The 23,026-nt window shown below is 61.5% G+C and carries 12 protein-coding genes and 1 riboswitch; of the genes, 9 read left to right on the forward strand and 3 right to left on the reverse strand.

The features are described 5' to 3' along the window. Positions 1–122 precede the first annotated feature (122 nt). The 3 genes from HGEM_RS01550 to HGEM_RS01560 all read left to right on the forward strand — a co-directional run bounded on the left by HGEM_RS01550 (position 123) and on the right by HGEM_RS01560 (position 4,673). Positions 123–1,139, forward strand: a complete 1,017-nt coding sequence (locus HGEM_RS01550) for a hypothetical protein (RefSeq protein WP_019127642.1) — start codon at positions 123–125, stop codon at positions 1,137–1,139. 665 nt (positions 1,140–1,804) lie between these two features. Then, positions 1,805–3,724 carry a tetracycline resistance ribosomal protection protein Tet(W) gene (gene tet(W), locus HGEM_RS01555; protein WP_000691721.1) on the forward strand — a complete coding sequence of 640 codons (1,920 nt, stop codon included), beginning with the start codon at positions 1,805–1,807 and terminating at the stop codon, positions 3,722–3,724. A 4-nt stretch (positions 3,725–3,728) separates the two neighbouring features. Continuing rightward, entirely contained in the window at positions 3,729–4,673 is a 945-nt protein-coding gene (locus HGEM_RS01560; protein WP_081580766.1) for a DUF4368 domain-containing protein, read from the forward strand. A 441-nt stretch (positions 4,674–5,114) separates the two neighbouring features. On the opposite strand, the gene HGEM_RS01565 is transcribed toward HGEM_RS01560, so the two are convergent. After that, positions 5,115–6,029 (reverse strand): type III pantothenate kinase, encoded by a 915-nt coding sequence (locus tag HGEM_RS01565; RefSeq protein ID WP_019127644.1) that lies wholly within the window; start codon positions 6,027–6,029, stop codon positions 5,115–5,117. Between the two features lie 158 nt (positions 6,030–6,187). Between HGEM_RS01565 and HGEM_RS01570 the strand changes: the two genes are divergently transcribed. Then, positions 6,188–8,017, forward strand: coding sequence for an OPT/YSL family transporter (locus HGEM_RS01570; RefSeq protein WP_019127645.1), 1,830 nt, complete (start codon positions 6,188–6,190; stop codon positions 8,015–8,017). 63 nt (positions 8,018–8,080) lie between these two features. On the opposite strand, the gene HGEM_RS01575 is transcribed toward HGEM_RS01570, so the two are convergent. Both HGEM_RS01575 and HGEM_RS01580 read right to left on the reverse strand, forming a co-directional pair. After that, the gene (locus HGEM_RS01575) at positions 8,081–8,449 is read right to left on the reverse strand and encodes a sensor histidine kinase (protein ID WP_019127646.1); all 369 of its coding nucleotides are present in this window, start codon (positions 8,447–8,449) and stop codon (positions 8,081–8,083) included. Continuing rightward, positions 8,419–8,949 carry a response regulator transcription factor gene (locus tag HGEM_RS01580; protein ID WP_051008420.1) on the reverse strand — a complete coding sequence of 177 codons (531 nt, stop codon included), beginning with the start codon at positions 8,947–8,949 and terminating at the stop codon, positions 8,419–8,421. The genes HGEM_RS01575 and HGEM_RS01580 overlap by 31 nt, the downstream gene beginning before the upstream one ends. Positions 8,950–9,544: 595 nt before the next feature. On the opposite strand from HGEM_RS01580, the gene HGEM_RS10395 reads away from it, so the two are divergent. The 5 genes from HGEM_RS10395 (at position 9,545) to HGEM_RS01610 (ending at position 22,743) form a co-directional block, all read left to right on the forward strand. Beyond that, entirely contained in the window at positions 9,545–12,874 is a 3,330-nt protein-coding gene (locus HGEM_RS10395) for a DUF6020 family protein (RefSeq protein WP_230197200.1), read from the forward strand. A gap of 482 nt (positions 12,875–13,356) precedes the next feature. Next, positions 13,357–13,641, forward strand: coding sequence for a NifU family protein (locus HGEM_RS01595; RefSeq protein ID WP_019127648.1), 285 nt, complete (start codon positions 13,357–13,359; stop codon positions 13,639–13,641). Positions 13,642–13,746: 105 nt separating this feature from the next. Next, positions 13,747–14,562, forward strand: a complete 816-nt coding sequence (gene lgt / locus HGEM_RS01600; protein ID WP_019127649.1) for a prolipoprotein diacylglyceryl transferase — start codon at positions 13,747–13,749, stop codon at positions 14,560–14,562. 172 nt (positions 14,563–14,734) lie between these two features. Beyond that, positions 14,735–14,841, forward strand: a riboswitch (adenosylcobalamin-variant (AdoCbl-variant) riboswitch). A 43-nt stretch (positions 14,842–14,884) separates the two neighbouring features. Beyond that, positions 14,885–21,865: a DUF4430 domain-containing protein gene (locus HGEM_RS01605; protein WP_020424274.1), complete on the forward strand. Its 6,981-nt coding sequence runs from the start codon at positions 14,885–14,887 to the stop codon at positions 21,863–21,865. A gap of 143 nt (positions 21,866–22,008) precedes the next feature. Continuing rightward, positions 22,009–22,743 carry a DUF4430 domain-containing protein gene (locus HGEM_RS01610; RefSeq protein ID WP_019127650.1) on the forward strand — a complete coding sequence of 245 codons (735 nt, stop codon included), beginning with the start codon at positions 22,009–22,011 and terminating at the stop codon, positions 22,741–22,743. Positions 22,744–23,026: the final 283 nt, after the last annotated feature.

A 23,026-nucleotide genomic window follows, 5' to 3' on the forward strand; every position in this document is an offset into this window, starting at 1 on the left:
AACGACAAAATGAATCTTTCATGCCGAATTACGCAATAAGGAGCATTTTTCTCCGTCTTATTGCGTAATTCGGCATGTAGAATGAGCGCTACAAACTCAGTCTCGTGGTCGGGGGTGGCGCTATGCGGAGGTCGAAGCGCTGGGCGGAGCTTGAGCAGCTCATTCGTGATGAGCAAGGGCGTGGCAGGTGCTTTGCCGCGCGCGACCGGAATGAGGTGCAGCTGTTGCGGCGGCACGTTGCTCAGGGTGTCGTGGTGGAGCCGTTCCCACGTCTGTTCGCAACGAACGACTACTGGAATGCGCTGCGGCCCGATGCGCGGCACCTTCATATCGTGCGGGCGCTTGCTGCACGCGACCAGGATATAGTGTTCTGCTCCCATAGCGCGGCGCTCATCCATGGCCTGCCCGTCTCCTACCATCTTCTCGATGCGGTTCATTGCGTTACGAAGGCATCCGCGCCGTCAAAGAGCCGAGGCATGCTCAAGCGGCATGGCATGACGCCACACGAGATTACCTGCGTCGATGGTGTGCGTGTGATATCGCTGGTAGAGGCCGCGGTGGATAGTATGGCGTCGGCGCCGTTTGCAGATGCGCTGGCGGTGGCGGATGGGCTGCTCCGCACGTTCGATATCGATCGGGACGTTCTGAAATTCATCGTTGAGGAGCTTTCCGGATCGAAGCATGGCGCCGCGATTGCTCGGCGTGCCGCGGCTTTTGCCGATGGAAGGGCAGAGAGCGGCGGCGAGTCGATTGCGCGCGCCGTGATGATTGAGGCGGGCATGCCTCCGTCTGATATCCAGCCTGCATTCTCGGATCCTGTTGAGCCCTGGCGAGAGGTGCGGCCAGATTTCCTCTTCCTTCTGAAAGACGGATCTGCGGCCTTGGGTGAACTCGACGGATTGGATAAGTATGACGACCCCGAACTCACACAGGGGCGGAGCACGACTGAGGTGCTCGCGCGTGAGCGTCGGCGCGAGTCGCATCTAACGCTGCTCGGCATGCCGGTGGTGCGGTTTTCCATGCATGACGTTCTCACTTCGGGTCGGCTTGTCTATCTGCTCTCCGTGGGAGGCGTTACGCCTTCCACGCTCGCTCCGGGCGACTATCGAGCGACCGGCGACGGCAGGACGAAGAAGTAGTTGACAAGCCCGCTACAAATGCTCATGTACGGTAAAGAAGCAAGCAACCGAAAACAATAGATAGACCGCCAGCACTACACTATTCCGAACCAAAGACCAAAAGATAAGCATTTTGAGAAAATCTAAACTTTTGGATTTTCCTACAATGCCGACTACGGCGGAATCCCTCCCACTCCTTATATATTTCTTTCTGTATACATTGAATTTGTATTTAGTAAAATGCAGACAACACCACGGATCGGCTTTTGGCTGGACAATTCCAACCAAACACCGCAGCAGACAGTAGAAACCATTCTGAACGTTAGGAAGCCGGTATGATTGTTACATATAAGGGGAAGAAAAATTTCTTTTAGATACTTGTTTTCCTAAAACTGATGTGATATAATAATTCAATAACAGAAAAGGAGTAAAAAATATGCGGCAAGGTATTCTTAAATAAAACTATAATCAAATAGTGGGAACAAAGGATTATGATAGTCCCTTTTGTAGGGGCTTAGTTTTTTGTACCCAATTTAAGAATACTTTTGCCTTATCAATTTTGACATATCCCCAAAAACAGCACTCACAAACAGGTGTATGTCCGCAAATTATCATCCCCAGTGGTAAAAGTATTTTACTGCTGGGGATTTTTATGCCCTTCGGGGCAGTAAAGGGAGGACAATCACATGAAAATAATCAATATTGGAATTCTTGCCCATGTAGACGCTGGAAAGACGACCTTGACGGAGAGCCTGCTATATGCCAGCGGAGCCATTTCAGAACCGGGGAGCGTCGAAAAAGGGACAACGAGGACGGACACCATGTTTTTGGAGCGGCAGCGTGGGATTACCATTCAAGCGGCAGTCACTTCCTTCCAGTGGCACAGATGTAAAGTCAACATTGTGGATACGCCCGGCCACATGGATTTTTTGGCGGAGGTGTACCGCTCTTTGGCTGTTTTAGATGGGGCCATCTTGGTGATCTCCGCTAAAGATGGCGTGCAGGCCCAGACCCGTATTCTGTTCCATGCCCTGCGGAAAATGAACATTCCCACCGTTATCTTTATCAACAAGATCGACCAGGCTGGCGTTGATTTGCAGAGCGTGGTTCAGTCTGTTCGGGATAAGCTCTCCGCCGATATTATCATCAAGCAGACGGTGTCGCTGTCCCCGGAAATAGTCCTGGAGGAAAATACCGACATAGAAGCATGGGATGCGGTCATCGAAAATAACGATAAATTATTGGAAAAGTATATCGCAGGAGAACCAATCAGCCGGGAAAAACTTGTGCGGGAGGAACAGCGGCGGGTTCAAGACGCCTCCCTGTTCCCGGTCTATTATGGCAGCGCCAAAAAGGGCCTTGGCATTCAACCGTTGATGGATGCGGTGACAGGGCTGTTCCAACCGATTGGGGAACAGGGGAGCGCCGCCCTATGCGGCAGCGTTTTCAAGGTGGAGTATACAGATTGCGGCCAGCGGCGTGTCTATCTACGGCTATACAGCGGAACGCTGCGCCTGCGGGATACGGTGGCCCTGGCCGGGAGAGAAAAGCTGAAAATCACAGAGATGCGTATTCCATCCAAAGGGGAAATTGTTCGGACAGACACCGCTTATCCGGGTGAAATTGTTATCCTTCCCAGCGACAGCGTGAGGTTAAACGATGTATTAGGGGACCCAACCCGGCTCCCTCGTAAAAGGTGGCGTGAGGACCCCCTCCCCATGCTGCGGACGTCGATTGCGCCGAAAACGGCAGCGCAAAGAGAACGGCTGCTGGACGCTCTTACGCAACTTGCGGATACTGACCCGCTTTTGCGCTGCGAGGTGGATTCCATCACCCATGAGATCATTCTTTCTTTTTTGGGCCGGGTGCAGTTGGAGGTTGTTTCCGCTTTGCTGTCGGAAAAATACAAGCTTGAAACAGTGGTAAAGGAACCCACCGTCATTTATATGGAGCGGCCGCTCAAAGCAGCCAGCCACACCATCCATATCGAGGTGCCGCCCAACCCGTTTTGGGCATCCATCGGACTGTCTGTTACACCACTCCCGCTTGGCTCCGGTGTACAATACGAGAGCCGGGTTTCGCTGGGATACTTGAACCAGAGTTTTCAAAACGCTGTCAGGGATGGTATCCGTTACGGGCTGGAGCAGGGCTTGTTCGGCTGGAACGTAACGGACTGTAAGATTTGCTTTGAATACGGGCTTTATTACAGTCCGGTCAGCACGCCGGCGGACTTCCGCTCATTGGCCCCGATTGTATTGGAACAGGCATTGAAGGAATCAGGGACGCAACTGCTGGAACCTTATCTCTCCTTCACCCTCTATGCGCCCCGGGAATATCTTTCCAGGGCTTATCATGATGCACCGAAATACTGTGCCACCATCGAAACGGTCCAGGTAAAAAAGGATGAAGTTGTCTTTACTGGCGAGATTCCCGCCCGCTGTATACAGGCATACCGTACTGATCTGGCCTTTTACACCAACGGGCAGAGCGTATGCCTTACAGAACTGAAAGGGTATCAGGCCGCTGTCGGCAAGCCAGTCATCCAGCCCCGCCGTCCAAACAGCCGCCTGGACAAGGTGCGCTATATGTTTCAGAAGATAATGTAACGTCTTGCGCAATGCAAGCGTTCATTGCTGGCTATTGCGAAAGTGGGCGACAAACACCGTCGTCCATCTGCTGGAAAACCGGGAGTACACTGGCTGTCTGGTAAACTTCAAGACGGAGAAGCCCTCTTACAAGGTCAAGCACAGCGTTGAGAACCCCATCGAGAAGCAGGCTATCTTCCCAAATCACCATGAGCCGATTATCGACACGGAAACATGGGAGCGTGTGCAGGAGTTACGCAAGCAGCGAAAACGCCCGAACCGCTATGATGAAGTGGGGCTGTTCTCTGGTATGCTGTTCTGCGCCGACTGCGGCCATGTGCTGTATCAGCAGCGGTATCAGAACAAGAACCGCAAGCAGGACTGTTATATCTGCGGCAGCTACAAGAAGCGTACCCGTGACTGTACGGCACACTTTATCCGCACCGACCTTTTGACGGCGGGCGTGCTTTCCAATCTCCGGCAAGTGACGGAATACGCCGCCAGGCATGAGAGCCGCTTTGTAAAGCTGCTCATCCAGCAGAACGAAATCGGCGGCAAGAGAAAGACCGCCGCAGCCACGAAGCAGCTTGAACAGGCCCAGACACGCATTGCCGAAGTGAACCGCATTATCAAGCGGCTGTATGAGGACAATGTAAGCGGCAAAATCAGCGACGAGCGTTTCATGGAGCTGTCGGCGGACTATGAGCAGGAGCAGCGGGAACTGAAAGACCGGGCTGCCGCTTTGCAGGAGGAACTTTCCAAGTCGCAGGCCGCCACCGTCAACGCCGAGAAATTCATGGGGATTGTGAGAAAGCACCTTGCTTTTGAAGAATTGACCCCCACCCTCTTGCGGGAAATGATTGAGAAAATCGTCGTGCATGAGTGCAGCTATGACGAGAACGGCACCCGCAGGCAGGACATTGAGATTTATTACAGCTTTGTCGGCAAGATAGACTTGCCGGAAGCCTAACGCCTGACCTATCCGACACAGCCCTAAGTGCCGGATAGGAACGGCAAAATTTTTTACACTTCTATTACTTCTTTATCGCACATTAGCAAACTTGCACGTGGTTGAAGCGTCTGTTGCAAACTTGCATGCCGTTTTACGCAATAAGAAGCATTTTTCTTCGCCTTATTGCGTAAAACGGCATGCAAGTTTGTTAAGCGGCACGTGGCAGCCTGATTTAGGTAGCGAATGAGCCGAATGAGCCTGTCGCGGGGCTGCGCCGCGTCTCTTCCGCTGAGATGCGTTTCCCCGTGGGGCCGCGCGGGTTGCAAATGTGCCAGCGGCGGCGCTGTGCAGGCAAGCGAGTGTGCCAGCGGCGGCGCTGTGCAGGCAAGCGAGCGTGCTCTGCCGCGCTGTGCCTCCGCGACGCCATGCTGTGGCCCGCCGTGCCTCGCTTGCCCAGCGCTATCCTCGTTGATTAGCCTGCCAGATGAGGGCGAGCCCCCGAAGGGTAAGGGCGTCGTCGACGAGTGTCTGGTGGTGCAGGAGCGCGGCGATGGCGCCGGCATTCTCTCCCGTGATGACAATGGGAATGGCCACCGGCGCGGCGGCACCTGCATCGGCTTCGTCGCGCTCGTTTTCATGCGCAGCCGAGCCTTCGCCCAATCTGGCGCGTGCACTCTTGCCGTTGTTCGCAAGCTCGGCAAGCACTGCATCGAGCAAGCCATCGATGCGCGCCGCCTCTCCGAGCACGACGCCAGACTGCATGGCTTCGCGCGTAGAGCGTCCGAGCACGCGCTCGGGTGCGCGAAGCTCGATAATGGGCAGGCGCGCCGCGGCTTCGGCGAGTGACCGCGCTCCGAGCGCAACACCCGGCGAGATGATGCCTCCGCAGAACGCACCGCTGGCATCAATCGCCTCGAAGTTTGTGGTGGTTCCCAAGTCAACCACCACAACGGGCGCTCCATAGGCGGCGCGTGCCGCGACGGCGTCCGCGATGCGGTCTGGCCCGACTTCAGAAGGGTCGTTGAACCGCAGCTTAACGCCCGATCGCAAGCCGGGTCCCACCACGAGCTGCCTGCCAGGAACGGTGTCCGCAAGCGCTCGGTGCCATGCGCCGGTGAGGGTGGGAACCACGCAAGAGAGGATGGAGCCTTCGGGAGAAGGACACGTGCCTCCGCGCGAGGATGCCTTGCCCGTCAGCTCGCTGAGAATCTGCCCGAGCTGCATGCGCGCCTCGTCTGCCGTGATGGGCTGGCGCGTGGTGACCTCGCATGCGCTGAGAAGCTTTGGGGCGCCCTCAGCACCCGCTTTGGCCGTTTCGAGCAGGCCAAATCGAGCGGTGGTGTTTCCGATGTCTGCGGCAAGTACGTGGGCCACGAGTCCTCCTTTGCGCGATAGATGCCTCCATTGTCGCATGTTGCGAGTCGAACTATGCTCGGGCAGGTTCCGATTCTCTATTCCTTAGCGTATACTGAACGCGCTTGAGCCGTAACCCGACTCCCCAAGCGGGGGAGCGGATATACGAAGGAGCGAACATGAACCAAGCACGCACGCGCGCACTGCGCGGGCAGCTGAGCTTTGCCGGCATTTTGATCGGCTGCATCGGCTGCGTCATCATCACGGCCTCGTCTGTTTACACTGCGCTCAAGATGGGCGCGTTGCCGTGGCCAACCATTTTCACATCTATCACGGCCCTCGTGCTTTTGCGGGCGCTCGGCCACACAAGCCTCAACGAAGCGAATATCACGCAGGTCATCATGTCTGCCGGCTCCATGGTTGCGGGAGGCCTAGCGTTCACCATTCCCGGTATCTGGATTCTTGGTTTGGCGGACGAGGTGTCTTGGCAGGAGATGCTTGCCGTTGCGCTGGCGGGCACGCTGTTGGGCCTCGTGTGCACGGCGCTCATCCGGAAACGGTTTGTTGAAGATTCCGATCTGGAATACCCCATCGGCACGGCAGCGGCCGAGACCTTGCTCGCCAGCACGGCGGGCGGGTCGACGGGGCGCAAGCTCTTCGGGTCGATGGCGTTCGCCGGGCTCTGGGCGATCCTTCGCGATGTGCTCGGCGTTATACCGTCGCTGGTGGCCACGCTGCCCATCCCGGGGATTTCGTTCGGTATCCAGGCCTCGCCCATGCGCTTCTCGGTCGGGTTCCTTGTTGGGGGCCGCTCGATTGCATGGTGGATGGTCGGCGCTGTGCTGGGCAGCTTCGGCATCATCGTGGGTGGCACTGCAGCGGGGTTGTGGGATCTGGGAACTGCGCAGGGCATCGTGAGCAGCCTGGGCATGGGTCTCATGATGGGGTCGGGATTCGGTGTCGTGCTGCGCGATATCGTGCTCCCGCTGGTGCGGCGGGCGAGAGCTCGGCGTAGCTCATCCTCTGTTTCTGAAAGTGGAGAGGACGCGATGGGTAGCGAGGGCGCCGGAAACGCGGAGTGCTCGGGGGATTCCTCCCCGCTCGAGCAGTCCTGCTCGCGTGGAGGCGCCGCTGGCGCCTCCGGCTCGTGCGGAACTCGCGTTGATGAATCCCCCGAGCACTCCGCGCCACGCGCCTCGCTCGGCGGCCTCACCGACTACTTCTCGCGTTTCGATGCCGGCTTGCTCGCGCTGTTCGTGGCGGCGGCTGCGCTCGTGTGCTGCATCGCTCTCTCGTTCGGCCCGTTCGTCTCTGTGGCCATCGTGCTGCTCTCATTTGTGACGGCCATCATGAGCGCGCAATCGGTCGGCCAGTCCGGCATCGACCCCATGGAGATCTTCGGGCTCATCGTGCTGCTGTTCGTGGCGGCCTTTTCCGATGTGACCCAGGTGCAGCTCTTCTTCGTTGCCGGAGTGATTGCCGTGGCTTGCGGCCTTGCGGGCGACGTCATGAGCGATTTCAAGACGGGCCAGATTATCGGCACTGATCCGCGCGACCTGTGGCTCGGCCAGGTTATCGGAGCGCTTTTGGGCACGGTCGTGGCCGTTGCCGTGCTCGTTGCCCTCGTAGCGGCATACGGAACCGATGCGTTCGGTGGCGACAATCTCTTCGTGGCGGCTCAGGCCCAGGTGGTGGCGACGATGGTCTCGGGCATTCCGAGCGTCCCCGCGTTCGTCGTGGGCGTCGTTGCGGGCACGGTGCTCTACTGCGCGGGCATCCCTGCCATGATGCTCGGCCTTGGCGTGTACCTGCCGTTTTACATGTCGCTTACCACGGCGGTGGGCGCGCTGATCCGCGTTGTGTTCGATCGCGTGGTGGCTGCGCGCGGAATCGAGAAGGGCGCGGCGGAAGAGACGGGCGCCGTGGTGGCTTCGGGTGTGCTCGGTGGCGAGTCTATCGTGGGCGTAATCGTGGCGTTCGCCAGCGTCGCGGCAGGCCTTGCGGGGTAGACCGTTGGCAAAACTGAACCTTCCGGCTCGAGCCACGAACATCTTGCAGGCGTCCCGTCGTGCCTAACCGTTGGGCAGCGTGACTCGCATTTCCAGCTCGGCACCGAGCTTCCTCGCACGGATGCTCCCCTCGTGCCGCGAGACGATCCCTTGGGCAATCGAGAGCCCGATGCCGTTTCCGCCGGTCGAGCGCGAGCGGGATGCGTCGGCGCGATAGAACCGATCGAAGATGCGTCGCGTGTCTTGCGTGGTGAGCGAGGCGCACGGGTTGGTCACGGTGAGCACGATTTCGCGTTTGCGCTGCTCAAGGCGAACGCGAATTGATCCGTTATCGTCGCAGTACTTGACCGCGTTGTCTACGAGCACGCTCACCAGCCGGTCGAGCTCCTCGGGACTTCCGCTCACGATGATGCGCGGTTCGGCCTTGTCCACCTCGCGCGCGGAGATTCCCTCCAGCCCGTCCGCCACGCTCGCGCGCGTCGCCGCTGCTTCGAAGGTGTCAATGGTGCAGGCGAGGGGGCAGTGCGGTCGAGCTTGAGGTCTCCTGCGGTGAGTACGCCGGGCACGTAGGTGTCGCTGCGGCGGCAGAGGGCGCGCACGCGGGCGAGGAGCTCGACCATGGAGAACGGTTTGGTGAGATAGTCGTCCGCACCGCTGTTGAGCCCGCCGACCACGTCTTCTTGGGTGCTTTTCGCCGTGAGGATGAGAATGGGCGTGCGGACCGATTTGCTGCGCAAGGTGCGCACCACGTCGAGGCCGTCGCGGTAGGGCATCATGATGTCGAGCACGATGCAGTCGTACGTGCCGGTTTCGCCGAAGTCGAGCGCCGCTTGGCCGTCGTAGACGGTATCGACCTCGTACCCATCGCTTTTGAGCATCGCTTCGAGAGCGCGGGCCATGTCTTGCTCGTCGTCGGCTACTAAAACGCGCATGCGTGCTCCCTCCTCGGCATCGTGGTTTCACGATAGCGCATATTCCATGCGAGTGCGCGGAGGCGCATCCGCGGTAGATGCAAAAACCCGTGCGCAGTAGATCGGGGGCCTGCGCACGGGTGCTGGACCCGGCCGCTGCTGCAATAAGGGAGGTTGACGACGGCGCGGGATATGCGCTCTGCGTAGAGAACTAGGTGGGGCCATACGACGCAGAGCGTGAGCTCAGCATAAAAACGAATCCTTAAACGAACCTCAAGAGTAAAAAACTATGATGGAATCGTGAACGCTCGGAAAAGCACCGGGACCTGCGGTTTTTCAGCAGGTGCTTCTTGTCTTCGCACTGTTTTTCCTTTTGTTACACCTTTGAAAGGGTCCGTTTACATCGTATTATGCCTTTCTTTACCTTGATGGGTATTGCGCAGTGTTTGGGCTCTAGCAGCCTGCTGTACTCGCATTCGGGTGGGGGACCGTGATAGGCTACCGCGTGCGCGCAAGGCGTGGCGTGTCGCTAGGGGCACGCCGGGCGTGAATTAGTTCCGTTTCAGCCGGATCTGGATCTTTGGGTTCAGATTGAAAAACCGGCTGGGGGGGGGTAATGTCAAAATCTCTGTGCGTGCGCCGTGGCGGAAGTGCTGCGGTACTGTTGTGTTCTGCCGTGTGCGCTTCGGGCCTTCTGCTCGACCTCTCGGGAGCATCTTCAACCTACAGCGAGATAACGCATCTGTTCGGCGAGGTGCATGGCACCTCGTACATCGTGGCGGAGCTGCTCTGCTCGCTTCCCGCGCGCGATGGGGCCCTGGCCGTGCTCGGCCTTACCGCGGCGCTGTTCGCCCTGTTTCGTCGCGCGGGCCGCGGCGCTTCTCCTGCAGGGGAGAGCGCTTCCGCGCTAAACCGCGGCGCTTCCGAGTCTGAGGGCACGGGCGTGCTCGTTCGCAGCGCTTCTACCGCAGAAGACGGTATGCCTAGGTTTGCCCGCGGTGCTTCTGCGGCGGACGCGGGGATGCTCATGGAGCACCGCTGCGGTGGAGGAGCTTCCGCCTGGGTGGTTGCCGTGCTCTTCGCAGCGGCAATGCTCTTTGGGCGAAGCTTCGACGAAGCCGGCTCCGCGGCCTATATCGTTGGCGGCATCACCCCCGCCATTCGTTCATGCTGGTATTTCATAGGATGGCTGCTGCCCGCGCGGGCGCTTGTCGAGCTCGCATTCGAAGGTCTGGATCGCCTCCGCGCGCATGGCACGTGCCCGTCGGGTGATCGCGCCCGATCCGTTTCGCCGTCGTGCGGGAGGCTCCGGCGCGCGGTGCGCCTCGTTCTCGGTGCATTCGACCGGCACCCTTTTGCGGCCCCGGCGCTTGTGCTGGCACTGTGCTGGCTTCCGGTGCTCATAGGGTATGCTCCTGCGCTTTTCATGTGGGACACGAACACGCAGATACTGCAGTGGTTCGGGCTGCCCAACCATATCAGCAGCTCCGTCGATTTGCTCGATTCGTGCGTGTTGCTCACCCAGCACCATCCGCCGCTGCATACGGCGCTCGTAGGCCTCTGCGTTCAGGCGGGCATCTCGCTTGCAGGCAGCGAGAACCTCGGCATATTCATCTACGCGGTGCTTCAGTGGGCAGTCGACATCCTCGCAATCTCGTGGGCGTTTCGCATCGCCCAGATCGTGGGCACGCCTCGTGCTCCGCGTTTCGTGGCGCTCGGCTTCATCGCGCTCGTGCCGGCATATTCGAATTACAGCGTGCTGGTAACCAAGGACGTGCTCTTCGCATCTGCATTGCTGCTGTTCGCGATCGAGCTTGTTTACCTGGTCTTTTGTGCTGCATCGTTTGACGGGCGAATCGCTTTTTCGCGCCGGCATGCGGTGCTGCTCGTGGCCGGGGCGCTTGGCACCGCGTTGCTGAGAAGCGGTATGGTCGTCGCCGTGGCGGGTGGCGCCCTCGCCGCAACCTTGCTTCTTTGGCGCATGCAGCGCCGCTTGGCACGAGAGGGCCTCCGGCCTGTCTCCGCGCGATCGCTTCTTCGCATCCCACTGATCGCCCTGGCGCTCGTCATAGCGGTGAATCTGCTGCTCGCGCGCGTGGTCTATCCTGCTCTGGCCATCACGCCGTCGAGCAAGCGCGAGGCGCTCTCCATTCCCATGCAGCAAGTCGCGCGCTTCATGCGCGATCGCCCCGATGCCGTCCAGCCTGAGGACCTTCGCGCCATCGATCGAGTTCTCGATGCTCCGAGCCTCGCCCGCCTCTACGATCCGAGCAAATCGGACCCGGTGAAGGCGACGTATAAGGAACAGGCCTCATCCGACGACCTTTCCGCATTCTGGCAAACATGGGCGAGACTGTTTGCTCGCGATCCCGGCTGCTTCATCTCTGCAACGGCGGCGAACTACTATGGCTACTTCTATCCTGCACATGCGATGAGCTGGAGCTACACCTCGTACTTCAGCAGCCTGGTCATGGCGAACACCGAGACGAACCTCATTTACTCGGATATCGCCTCGTATTTCTCGTTTCATCAGCTAGACCATCCACTCGTGCGTGCGCTTGACGGTTTGTGCTCGGGGTACCGGCTGCTCTTCCAGAGGCTTCCGTTCCTCACGCTCACCATGCAGGCGGCGCTCTACGACTGGGCCCTCGTGCTGCTTACGGCCTATGCGGTGCGACGACGGCGATCGCATGCAGCGGTCTTTCTCGTGCCGGCATGGGTCGTGCTGCTTATTGCGCTCGTGGGCCCCTGTAACGCCACCACGTATTTTCGCTATGCCTACCCGGTGGCCCTGCTCGTGCCGTTCCTGGCGCTCGTCATCATGGCGCCCGACCCCCGAGATCGCGCGCGCCGCGCTTCTACGTTTGTTTTGATTTCGACCACAGGAGGGTCTTCTATGGATAGCCCATCGAACATGGCCGCGTGTGCGGCTGCTGCCGCAGATGCGAGCGCTGGCACGGTGGACGCTGCCACGCCCGAAGCTACCGAGACAGCACCGACCGCCAAAGGGCATGTGGCGGTGCTCATTCCCTGCTACAACGAGGAACTGACCGTTGGCGAGGTAATCGATGATTTCCGGCAGGTGCTCCCTGGGGCCAGCATCTATGTGTACGACAACAACTCGAGCGACCGGACAGCCCAGGTGGCACGCGAGCACGGGGCTCAGGTGCGCTTTGAGCCGCGCCAGGGCAAAGGGGTGACCGTTCGCCAGATGTTCCGCGACATCGAAGCGGACTGCTACCTGCTCGTCGACGGCGATAGCACGTACCCTGCCGATGCCGCGCCCGCTCTCATTAACCCCATTCTTGCGGGCGAAGCCGATATGACCGTAGGCGACCGTCTCTCCAACGGCAGCTATGCACAAGAGAACCAGAGGCCCTTCCACGATTTCGGCAATAACCTCGTGCGCTGGCTCATCCGCCTTATGTACGGTTACGCGTTCCACGATGTCATGACCGGCTACCGGGCCTTCAGCCGTGTGTTCGTGCGCAGCTTGCCCGTGGTTTCGCGCGGGTTCCAGCTGGAGTGCGAGATTTCGATCCACGCGGTAGACAAGGGCTGGCGCATCAAGGAGGTGCCCATCGATTATCGCGATCGCCCGGCGGGAAGCGTCTCCAAGCTCTCGACGGTTTCCGATGGCGTTCGCGTGCTCATGGCAATCGGGTCGCTCTTCAAGGATTACCTGCCGTTCAAGTTCTTTTCGCTTGTGGCGGCGGTGTTCGTGGCGCTTGGCCTGGCGGCGGGCATTCCCGTGGTCGCCGAGTTCGCGCAGACGGGGTACGTGAGCAAGGTGCCTTCGGCGATTCTGGCCGTTGGGCTCGTGTTCTGCGGAGCGCTTGCGTTTAGCACGGGATGCATCTTGGACACCGTGGCCAAGGCGACCAGAAAGCGCTGGGAGCTCGATGTGTATCGAGCTGAAGATGAGATGCGCAGGCGGCAGCGCTAGGAAGCCGCTGAGCTTATCTTCGCGGGTGATCGGGATTGCAACTTTTGGGCACTTCCGGGCGGAGGGTCCGGGTAGCCGCGCCGCCGCCAGGCGGGCGCCAGCCCCTTGAGCTGCGCCTTTCCCTTTCCCCCGCTCGCCCATACTCGCCCGCCGCGTCGGGAAGTGCCCAAAAGTTGAAACAACGACGGAACGGATGGCTCCGTTGCCTAATAATCAGCGTTTTCCTAGGGTTTCCGCCTGTTCGCCGCTCGCACCAATCGCCGCCATGTTCGCAGGTTGTCGTCATGCTCTCGGTGCGCCCGTGTGCATGGTCGTAGGGTTTCGGGCTGGAAATCTACGGATGAAGCTTGCCCAGATGGCTTTTTCGTACATTTTCTGCCCGTAAACCAGAACGAGGGAAGAAAGAGAAGACGGGTATACCGTTGTAGTACCATGAACGCATCTGCGAGCGGCGCGCTCGCATTGGCATGAAAGGAGCCCTTGTGGCAGTAAATGAAGAGCTGCTCAAGCAGGTGCTTGAGCAAATTCGCCCGAACCTTCAGGGCGATGGTGGCGATATGGAGTATGTGGGTGTCGATGAGGACGGCGTGGTTTCGCTGGAGCTGCAGGGCGCTTGCGCCGGCTGCCCCATGAGCCAGCTCACCCTTTCGATGGGCATCGAGCGCGTGCTCAAAGAGCACGTCCCCGGCGTAACGCGCGTTGTTGCCGTAAACGACAACGCCGACGGTGGGCTTTCGAGCCTGTACGACGAGTACGCGCCGTTCTAACGATTCGTGTGACAGCGGCGCCGGCATGAGACAGTTTAACCCGGCACAACTGTCTCATGCGGGTAATAGGTTCGTTCGGTCCCGCTTCAACATGGCAGGGAATGTATGCTCACAGAACTCTATCAAAGCCTTGACCCGGTGGCCCTTTCGGTCGGGCCGATCACGATCTATTGGTACGGCGTCGCGTATGTTGTGGGTGCTCTCATTACGGGTATCGTGATGTACCGCACGCAGCGTCGTTGGGGGCTCAATCTCACGGTCGACGACCTCATGATGGTCGTTTTCGGCGTGGTGATCGGGCTCGTCATCGGCGCGCGCCTCTTCTATGTGATCTTTTATGGCGACGGATTCTATTGGACGCACCCGCTCGAGATCTTCATGACCAACCACGGTGGTATGAGCTTCCACGGTGGGCTCGTGGGCGGAATTGTGGGCGGCGCTATCGTATGCCGCATCTACCACATCTCCGCGTGGACCATTGCAGACCTTGCGGTCATCGGCGTGCCCATAGCGCTTTGCCTGGGTCGTTGCGCCAACTTCGTGAACGGCGAGCTTTGGGGCAAACCGACCGACCTGCCCTGGGGCGTGGTGTTCGGTGGCGCCGCGGGCGATGTGGCGCGTCATCCTTCCCAGCTCTACGAGGCGTTTCTCGAGGGCGTGGTGCTCTTCGTGGTCCTCCATCTCATGAGCCGCCGCAAGCCGCCGCTTCCGCAGGGTACATTTATGGGTACGTTCATCTTGGGCTATGGGATCGTGCGATTCCTCATCGAGTTCGTGCGCGTGCCCGACGCTCAGCTCGGCTACATCTTGGGCGATGTCATCACCATGGGGCAACTGCTGAGCTTGCCGCTCATCGTTATCGGCATCGGGCTCATCGCCTATGCGCTGCACGCCAAGCGCCCGCAGCGCGATTATATATAAGCGTGTAGGCGCGCCGGCGTCCTGTGTTTGCATCCGTCGGCGCGCTGTCGTCTGCCGTCGCGTTCGGCAGCGCGCCGCCCCCATCGCTGCGCCCGCCCCTTTTTCCTCGGGAACGGCTAGAATAGGCACATCTGTTTAACTGACCTGATGGATGGCGCGTTTTGCGCAGGCACGCAGGTGCCTAGGGGAATCGGGGTGAAAGTCCCCGGCTATACCAGTAACCGTAACTCTCGCAGCGCGAATCGCCGCGCGCGGACAAGTCGGATCGCCTCTCCATCGCATGGCCCAATACGGCCAGGGTCCTGGATAGAGAGGTGTCAGCATGTTCAAGTGGAAGGCGCCCCGCGTGCGCTCCGGACGCAGGCTACGGCGGAGCGCACGTTCGCATCGTGTGGTCGCTGCCGTCATGGCCGCGCTCCTCGTGTGGGGGCAGGTGCCAACCTACGCATGGGCCGGGGCGGCCACGGCGGAAAGCGCTGCCAGCGCGCAGGCGTTGAAGAGCGCGATTCCTCAAAGCAGGACGTCTCCCAGCGGTAACACGAGCGCCACCTCGGCAGATTCCACTGAGGCCACCGGCCAGGAACCTGCTTCATCGAGCGCGGACACCAGCAAGGACGACGCGGCAAGCCAAGGCGAGCAGGCCGCGCAGGGAGCGGGCAGCACGACATCGAATACCGCTGCTGAGAGCTCCGGCAGCGAGGCGTCGAGCACCGGGAGCGCGGCAAGCTCTGAGTCTCCCGATGGAGCGGCGCCCTCGTCTGCGGATGCCTCAGCCTCGAACACCGCGACGGCGCGGACGTCGAGCACTGCGGCCTCGGCCAATGCCAGCGATGTTTCCACCCAGGCGCTCACGTCCAACGCCAAGGTGCTCATCCAGGACTCTGCGAGCGAGACAAGCTCGTACAGCCAGGCTTATGGGTCACTTTCCGCCGGCACAGTGCTTTGGGCCAACCTCTACGACGGCTCGTCTAGCTGGTCGCTCTCGCGCGTGGACGCGGAGGACGGCTGGACGTACCAGTGGTACGCCGCGTCTGAGAAATCGAGCGACAAGAGCGACTATGCGCCCATCGAGGATGCCACGGGGCAGAGCCTCACCGTCACGGAGGACCTCGCGGGTTCCTACATCATCGTGTGCGTGACGGTGGACGGCATCGACCGCTGGGCGCCGCTCACGAGCTACGGCGACACTATCAACCAGAACTACCTGCCCGGCCCCGTGCTGGGGCAGGGTCAGGCCGAGCTCTACTCCGTCACGCTTAGCAACTCGAGCCCGAGCGCGGGCGAGACGCTCACGGCCACAGCCAACGTGAGCTACAACACGCCGGCGGGCGACGACGTGAACGTGACCTACACCTGGCAGCAGGGAGACTCGCGTTACGGTACGTTCGAGGACATCGAGGGCGCAGGCAACGGTCCAACCTTCACGCTGACCGAGGCACAGCAGGGCAAGTACGTCCGCGTCATAGCCTCTGCAGGCGTGAACGAGGAGGACGCGACCACGTCCGACACCGTCATGGCCGAGGGTGCCGTCAAGCTCGCAGGGGTGGAGCTTGCCACGCCGGGCTCGCTCGAGATGCCGGTGACGCTCGAGGCCAAGGCGTACACGGGCTCCTCGTACAGCCCCACGTATGTGACCGAGGGTGTCACCTACACGTGGATGTACGCCAAGACTTCCTCGCCGAGCTATTCCACTACTTGGACGGTTATTGAGTGCGAGACGGGCCCCACGCTCACCGTCGACAGCGACGAGTACGCCGGCTGCTGCTTCCGTGTGCAAGCCAGCGCCGGGGCAAACGACGTCGAGGTTTCGTACTACAACGCAATCGGCCCGGTGAAGCTCGAGGGCCAGGTTGACATCTACACGGCGTTTCTTGCGGGAAGCGCGGATGCCACGAGCGGCAGCTATGTGTTCACATCTGAAGACACCGCGTGGGCGTTCGCCCGCGAGCAGGGCGGCAGCGTACCCATCGACTCCTCTAAGGTGACGTACCAGTGGCAGATGAGCACCACGAGCCGTACCTCGGGCTTCGAGGACATCGAGGGTGCCACGGGCCAGAGCCTCGAGCTTGCAAAGTACGAAGGTTGCTATGTGCGCTGCGTCATCACGGCAAACGTGGGTGGCAGCACGTACACCACCACGGCAACGATGAAGATCGCCGCGCCCGGATCGGTCAACGTGACATCCGTCTCGCTCGACGCGTCCGGCAAGGTGAATGTGGGCGCGACGCTCACGGCCACGGCGAGTGCCGCTTCGGGTGACGTGACGGACGACACCCACGTTACCTGGGCTTGGTACTACGGCGACAGCTCGTCGGCGACGGATACCAAGATCGAAGGGGCCACGGGCAACACGCTCGAGCTCACGCAGGAAGTCGTTGATGAGTATGACCTGCTCGGCAAGTACGTCGAGGCCCGCGCGGACGGCGGCTTCGGCGAGGAGGACTCGTCGGCGGTGGGGCCTCTCATCATGCCCGGGGCCGTGGAGCTCTACCGCGTGGAGGTCACGGGCGATGCGCGCATAGGGTCCACGCTTACGGCCACGGCATACAAGAACAGCTACTCCACGGTTGTTTCCGACACCGATACGGTGACCTACCAGTGGCAGTACGCCACGACGAACACTACGTCCGATGCCGAGTTCACCGACATCCCCGGCGCCACGGGCAGCACCTATACCATCCCCAAGACCATCGATGGGCGGGATGCCCAGGGCCTCTACCTGCGCGTACAGGCCGTGAGCGACGGCAGCGTGGTGAGCACGTACCAGCGTGGCCGCTACTCGTACTCGGGCAGCACGTACGTTGACCCAGCGGGCCCTGTCATGCTCCAGGGGCAGTACACGCTTTCGTCGGTCGAGCTTTCCTCGAGCGGCCAGGGCGCGCAGGCGGGCGCCACGATCACGCCTGCGGCACAGGTGCGCAGCGGCTACTACGATGTTGACGCACCCACCGATGCGCAGCTCACCTATACGTGGTACATCGCACGCGCGGGCGGAAGTTTTGAGGAACTCGGCGATGGCTATGACCCCGCGACGGGCGTGCTCGCGCTTACGGACGACATGGTGGGCGCAACGCTTAAAGTGAGCGCTTCCGCCCTCGATAACACCGTTACGAGCGACGAGTTTGTCGTCGTCGCAGCGGGCACCTACGATCTCGCCCGCGTAAGCGTCTCGCCAAGCTTCACCTCTTCCTCCACCACGCTCTTCACGGACGATGCCGTGAGCGCCTCGGTGTGGGCTAACGGCGTGGATGGGTACACCACGAGCGTAACGGGCGAGGTGACCATCCGCTGGTACGTGGACGAGGCGTCTGATGGCTCCTTCGATACGTGCATAGGCGAGGGGGCGGAGGTTACGCTCCCCGCTGAGGCTGCGGGCTGCTATCTTAAGGTTGTCGCCACGAGCGGTGCCTCAGCGGTGGAAGCGGTCTCCGCGAACCCCGTAGTGGGGACCGATTCACTCGCGGGCATCGTGGCGAAGCTCGATGCAGAGGACTGGCGGCTCGAGCCCGTCTATGGCGAGGATGCGAACGTTAACGACGTACTGCAAGCCAAGCTGGCCGAGATGGGCGTCGAGGATGTGGATGTGCGCGTGACGGGCGTCGCGTTCGTCAACCAGAACGAGCAGGCGAGCCTCGGCGTCTCCACGGCGAACGACGCCACCAACGGCGATATCACGTTCTTCTTCATCGACCCCGACGTGGTGACGGGCTTCGCCAACTACACGCAGTGGCGCCAGCTGCGGCTCACCTTTGAGCTCTCGCGAGACGGCGAGACAGCCACCTACACGCCCGGCCGTTCGGTGAATATCCCGTGGGATGAGGCGCGCGTGGTCGAGCTGCTCGAGGAGAAGGCCGCAGACCTTTCCATCGGCTTCGCGTCCGGCGACACCTCCAACGCCGTGACCGGCAACCTCACGCTGCCCTACAAGCTGAGCGATGGTTCGGGCGACACGCGGAGCTGGTCAAGCGTCTCCTGGAGTTCCGATTCCGATGCGGTGCGCATCTCGGGTTATGGCTGGAGCGACTACACCGGCACCGTGACGCGCACGGCGGCCGACCAAGAGGTCACGCTCACCGCGACCATTGGCGTGGTTGCGAGCGACGGGCCCTCCACTACGATCGAGAAGACGTTCACCGTCACCGTGCTCGGCGACCCGGCGCTGGTCGAGGCCGAGCAAACCGCGTTGCAGAAGAAGGTCGACGCGGCGTTTACCGCCGATGCGCTCACCTACAGCGCCGATGGTGCGGCCGTCGACCCCGCTGCCGTGGTGGGCGACCTCCAGCTGCCGCGACCCAGCGCGATAGGCATTGACGGCGCGGACTACACCATCACGTACACGGCATCCACCGACGCCATCGAGGTCAACGGCTACCGCGGTAACGTCTACCAGCCGCTTCCCGACGCGGACGGGGCACCGGTTGAGCTCACGCTCACGGTGACGAGCAAGGCCAACCCCGAGATCACGGCTTCAAAGACCATCCAACTAACGGTTGCGCCGCTCGAGGCAGGTGACATCACATCCGAGCTTGCCCTCATGGAGGCGGCAAAGGCGGGCTACGGGCAGGCGCTGCTCGGTGAGAACGCCTCGGCGGATGCCGTGACGACGAACCTACACGCGTTCCAGAAGGCCTATCTGGATGAGAACAGTGTGCTCACATGGGCATACGACAGCGCCGCTGCCGGCGTGGCAGGCGACGGCATCATTGCCACGGACCTTCCTGGGTACGACCCCATGGGCTCCGCGGGCTGGCGCCTCTTCCGCTCGAGCGATGCGAGCGTTATCGCGCACGAAAACCTCGTGGTTACGCAGCCGACGTACAACACCGAGGTCACCATCACGAGCGTGCTTTCGAGCGAGAAGTACGCGCGCTACGCCGAGCGTTACGCGGACGACGAGACCTGGGGGCTGGCGTTTTCGCTGCTTGCCAACCAAGAGGTCTCGGCTACGTTCATGGTGCTCGGCACGTCCGGGGAGCAGAACCCCAGCGTCACCGCCACTGTGCGCATTGTGGGCGTGGACGCTTCCGGCGCCGATGAGGCGTGGGTCGTTACCACCGCCTACGAGCTGACCGAGGGCTCCACGGCGGCAGACCTTACCGAGGCCGCGCTCGCCGACGCCGGCCTCACGGCCGACTACGGCACCAGCTCCCAGGGCTGGTACCTCAACTCCATCACCTCCGCCGACGGCCGCGTGCTCGAATACGACGAGGATACGGGTAAGTACTGGCAGCTTTTCGTCAACGGCTCGGCGTCCGACGCCGGCGCCGGAGAGGTCACCCTCCAAGCCGGGGACGAAATCACGTGGTACTACTCTGCTTGGGGGGCCTCGCTCGACGACATTGGCCAGGCACGCATCTCGGTAACGGCATCCGTGATCGGCCTGGATGCGGACGGCGAGGACGCCAGCTGGGTCCCGACGACGCGTGTCCAGCTGGCGGAGGGCTCCACGGCGGCCGAGCTCACCGAGGAGCTTCTTACCAGTGCGGGCCTTGAGCACGAGGCCACGGGTGTGGGCACCGGGGGCTATTACCTGAGCACGATCACCTCCACCGACGGCCGCACACTCGGCTGGGATGAGGATACGGGCTGCTATTGGCAGCTTTTCGTCAACGGCTCGGCGTCCGACGCCGGCGCGGGCCAGGTCACGCTCAAGCCCGGAGACGAGATCGCGTGGTACTACTCGGCCCAGGGCGCCGAGCTGCCGACCAACGACGTAGAGGTTGACCCGGACGCGCCCCGCCCGGACTATGACGCCGCATGGCCCACCTACGCTCCCGGCGCGGTCACGGACGTGGCGACCCCCACCGAGGGCGGCGAACTCGCTTGGTCGGTCGACCTCGGCACGGATATGGCCAGCTCCGTCTACGCGAGCGACCCGATCGTCGTGAACGGCAACCTCTACCTGGCCGTCGGCGACGAGCTGCGCGTCCTTGACGCCGCCACGGGCAAGATCCTGGCCACGGCAACGCTCGCCACCTCGGTGGACTCCGCGTGCCGGTTGGCCTACGCGGATGGCCTCGTGGTGGTGCCGCTCCACGGCGGGCGGCTCCAGGCACTCACGGCGGACACCCTGACCACGGTCTCGCTGACCGATGAGCTGGCGGCGGGCCAGCAGGCGCTCTCCACGCTCACCATCAGCGATGGCCGCGCGTACTTTGGCACCACGAGTTGGACCGGCGAGACGGGCACGCTCTTCTGCGTGGAGCTCGCAACGGGCGCCGTGGTCTGGTCCACCTCCGGCGACGGCGATGCAGGCTACTACTGGTGCGGCGCCGTGCTCGCGGGCGACTGGCTCGTGGCGGTGGACGGCGCGGGCGTCGTGCGCGCCTACGATCCGGCCACGGGTGAGGTCGCGGGAACCATCGATCTGGGGGCAAACGCGCACGTTTCCGTGGTGGCCGACGGTTCCGACCTCTACGTGGTCACGAATGACGGCACCCTGCACCGCTTGGCGCTCGCCGAGGACGGCTCGCTCACCCAGACGGGTAGCGTGCGCTTTGCGGACAGCTCTACCTCCACGCCCACGATTGCGGACGGTCGCGCCTACGTGGGCGGCGCGAACGACGACTCCACGGGCGTGCTCGCGGTCATCGACCTGGCTACGATGGGCGTCGAGCACCGCATCACGGGCTTTTCCAACGAGGCAAAGCTCCCCGGTGATGTCAAGAGCGCTCCGACCGTGAGCGCGCGCGATGGCGAGACCTATGTGTACTTCACCTGCAACGCGGTTTCCGGCGGCGCCTACCTCTACCACCTGGGCGATGCCCACGCCTCGGTGCTCTACCTGCCGGGCGACGATCAGGCCGACTGGTGCATGGCGAGCGTGGTCGTGGGCGCGGACGGCGCGCTCTACTACGTCAACGACTCCGGCACCCTATTCAAGCTCGAGGCGGGTGCCGCGCTTCCGGATCCGACCCCGACTGACGACGGCGATGGAACGACCGGTGATAATACGAATGGCTCTACATCCAACACGGGCGACGATACGGGCGATGTTGACAGCGGTGACGACCTCGACGGTGGAGCACACCGTCCGACCGGTACGGTGCAGCCAGGACGGCAACCGATCGCGACGGACGATGCCGCGGTTGACGAGGCGGCCGATGATGCCCTTACCGAGGAGACCAGCTCTTCTGACGAAACGGCGCTGAGCGCGGGTGCTCGCGTGTCGAGCAGCGCAGATGCGGGCGCGGCCGAGCAGCCACGCAGCTTCCGCTGGCTGCCGATTGCCGGCATCATCCTCGGCGTCTGCGGTCTTGTCGTCATTATCGTCTACGTGAAACGTCGAGAGCGCTCGGAATAGCCCGATGACGCAACAGGCCGGGTTGGAGCCCTTCGTAAGAGGGGTTTCTGCCCGGCCAACATCATCAAAATGCAAGCAATTCCCTCTCGGCTTTGGCATCACGAATACAAGCCTGGCTTTGGCGGTGCGAAGGAGCAGCCAACATGGAAGAAAATCAGTCTCAGAAGGTGGAGGAAAAACCGCGCATGAGCATGCGTCAGCGTATCGTGCTCGGTGTGCTGTCGGCGTGCTGCGTGGCGCTTATCGCGGTGTGCGGCATCGCGCTGGCGACGAGTGATGACGTGTCTCCCTCCAACGCGGTGCTCGCTTCGGGGAGCGCGTCGATAACGGCTGCGCAGCAAGCTGAAGCGGGCGGTGCCGAAGAATCGACGAAAGAGGACGCTGCAGAGGAAACGGCTGGCAGCCAAGATACCTCGACATCGGACGCTTCGTCTGATGGCTCGTCCGCATCCAATGATTCCGATCGGGACACTTCGTCTGACGCAGCCAACACCGGTGGCGGGGGAGATACTCCGTCCAACGCAGGTAACGGCGATGCAGATACGTCGAACAACCAGCAGCAGACCATTACTGTATCCGTCGTGGTGGATTCAAGCGCGGCAGACGGTTCGGTGAGCGGCTCGGGCACCTTTACGTTCAAGGAAGGGGCCACGCCCTACGATGCCCTGTGTGCGCTTCGCTCCGATGTGACCTCGTCGAGCACGGCGATGGGCGTCTACGTCGAAGGCATTGGTGGCCTTTTTGAGAACGATAGCCGTTACCCGGGCGTTTCGGGTTGGAAGTACATGGTGAATGGACGGGTGGTCATGCAGTCCGCCGGGTCGTACGCGCTGAGTGACGGTGATCATGTGACCTGGTATTACACCGTCACGGGATAGGGCCCCGTTCTTTTCACTCGAGAGGCGCCACTCCAAGCAAACAGTTCTTCCTAATCGAGAGGTTCTGCATAAATCAAAGGGCCTCTTCTCGACCAAAAGGTGTACATGAGCGTCACGAATCGCTGGTTTTCGGCACGTTTTTGACGCTCGTGTACACCTTTTCTGGTGGGTGGGCCCATCGGTCTAGGTTCCGGGCGCTCGTGTACCCCTTTTTTGGTTGCTTAAGGCATCGCTTCATGTATTGGTGGCGGCGCGGCGGGCGAGCGGCGAGCGCCCGCCGGCG

It is taken from the genome of Enorma massiliensis phI, assembly GCF_000311845.1.
In the GTDB taxonomy this organism is placed as follows: domain Bacteria; phylum Actinomycetota; class Coriobacteriia; order Coriobacteriales; family Coriobacteriaceae; genus Enorma; species Enorma massiliensis.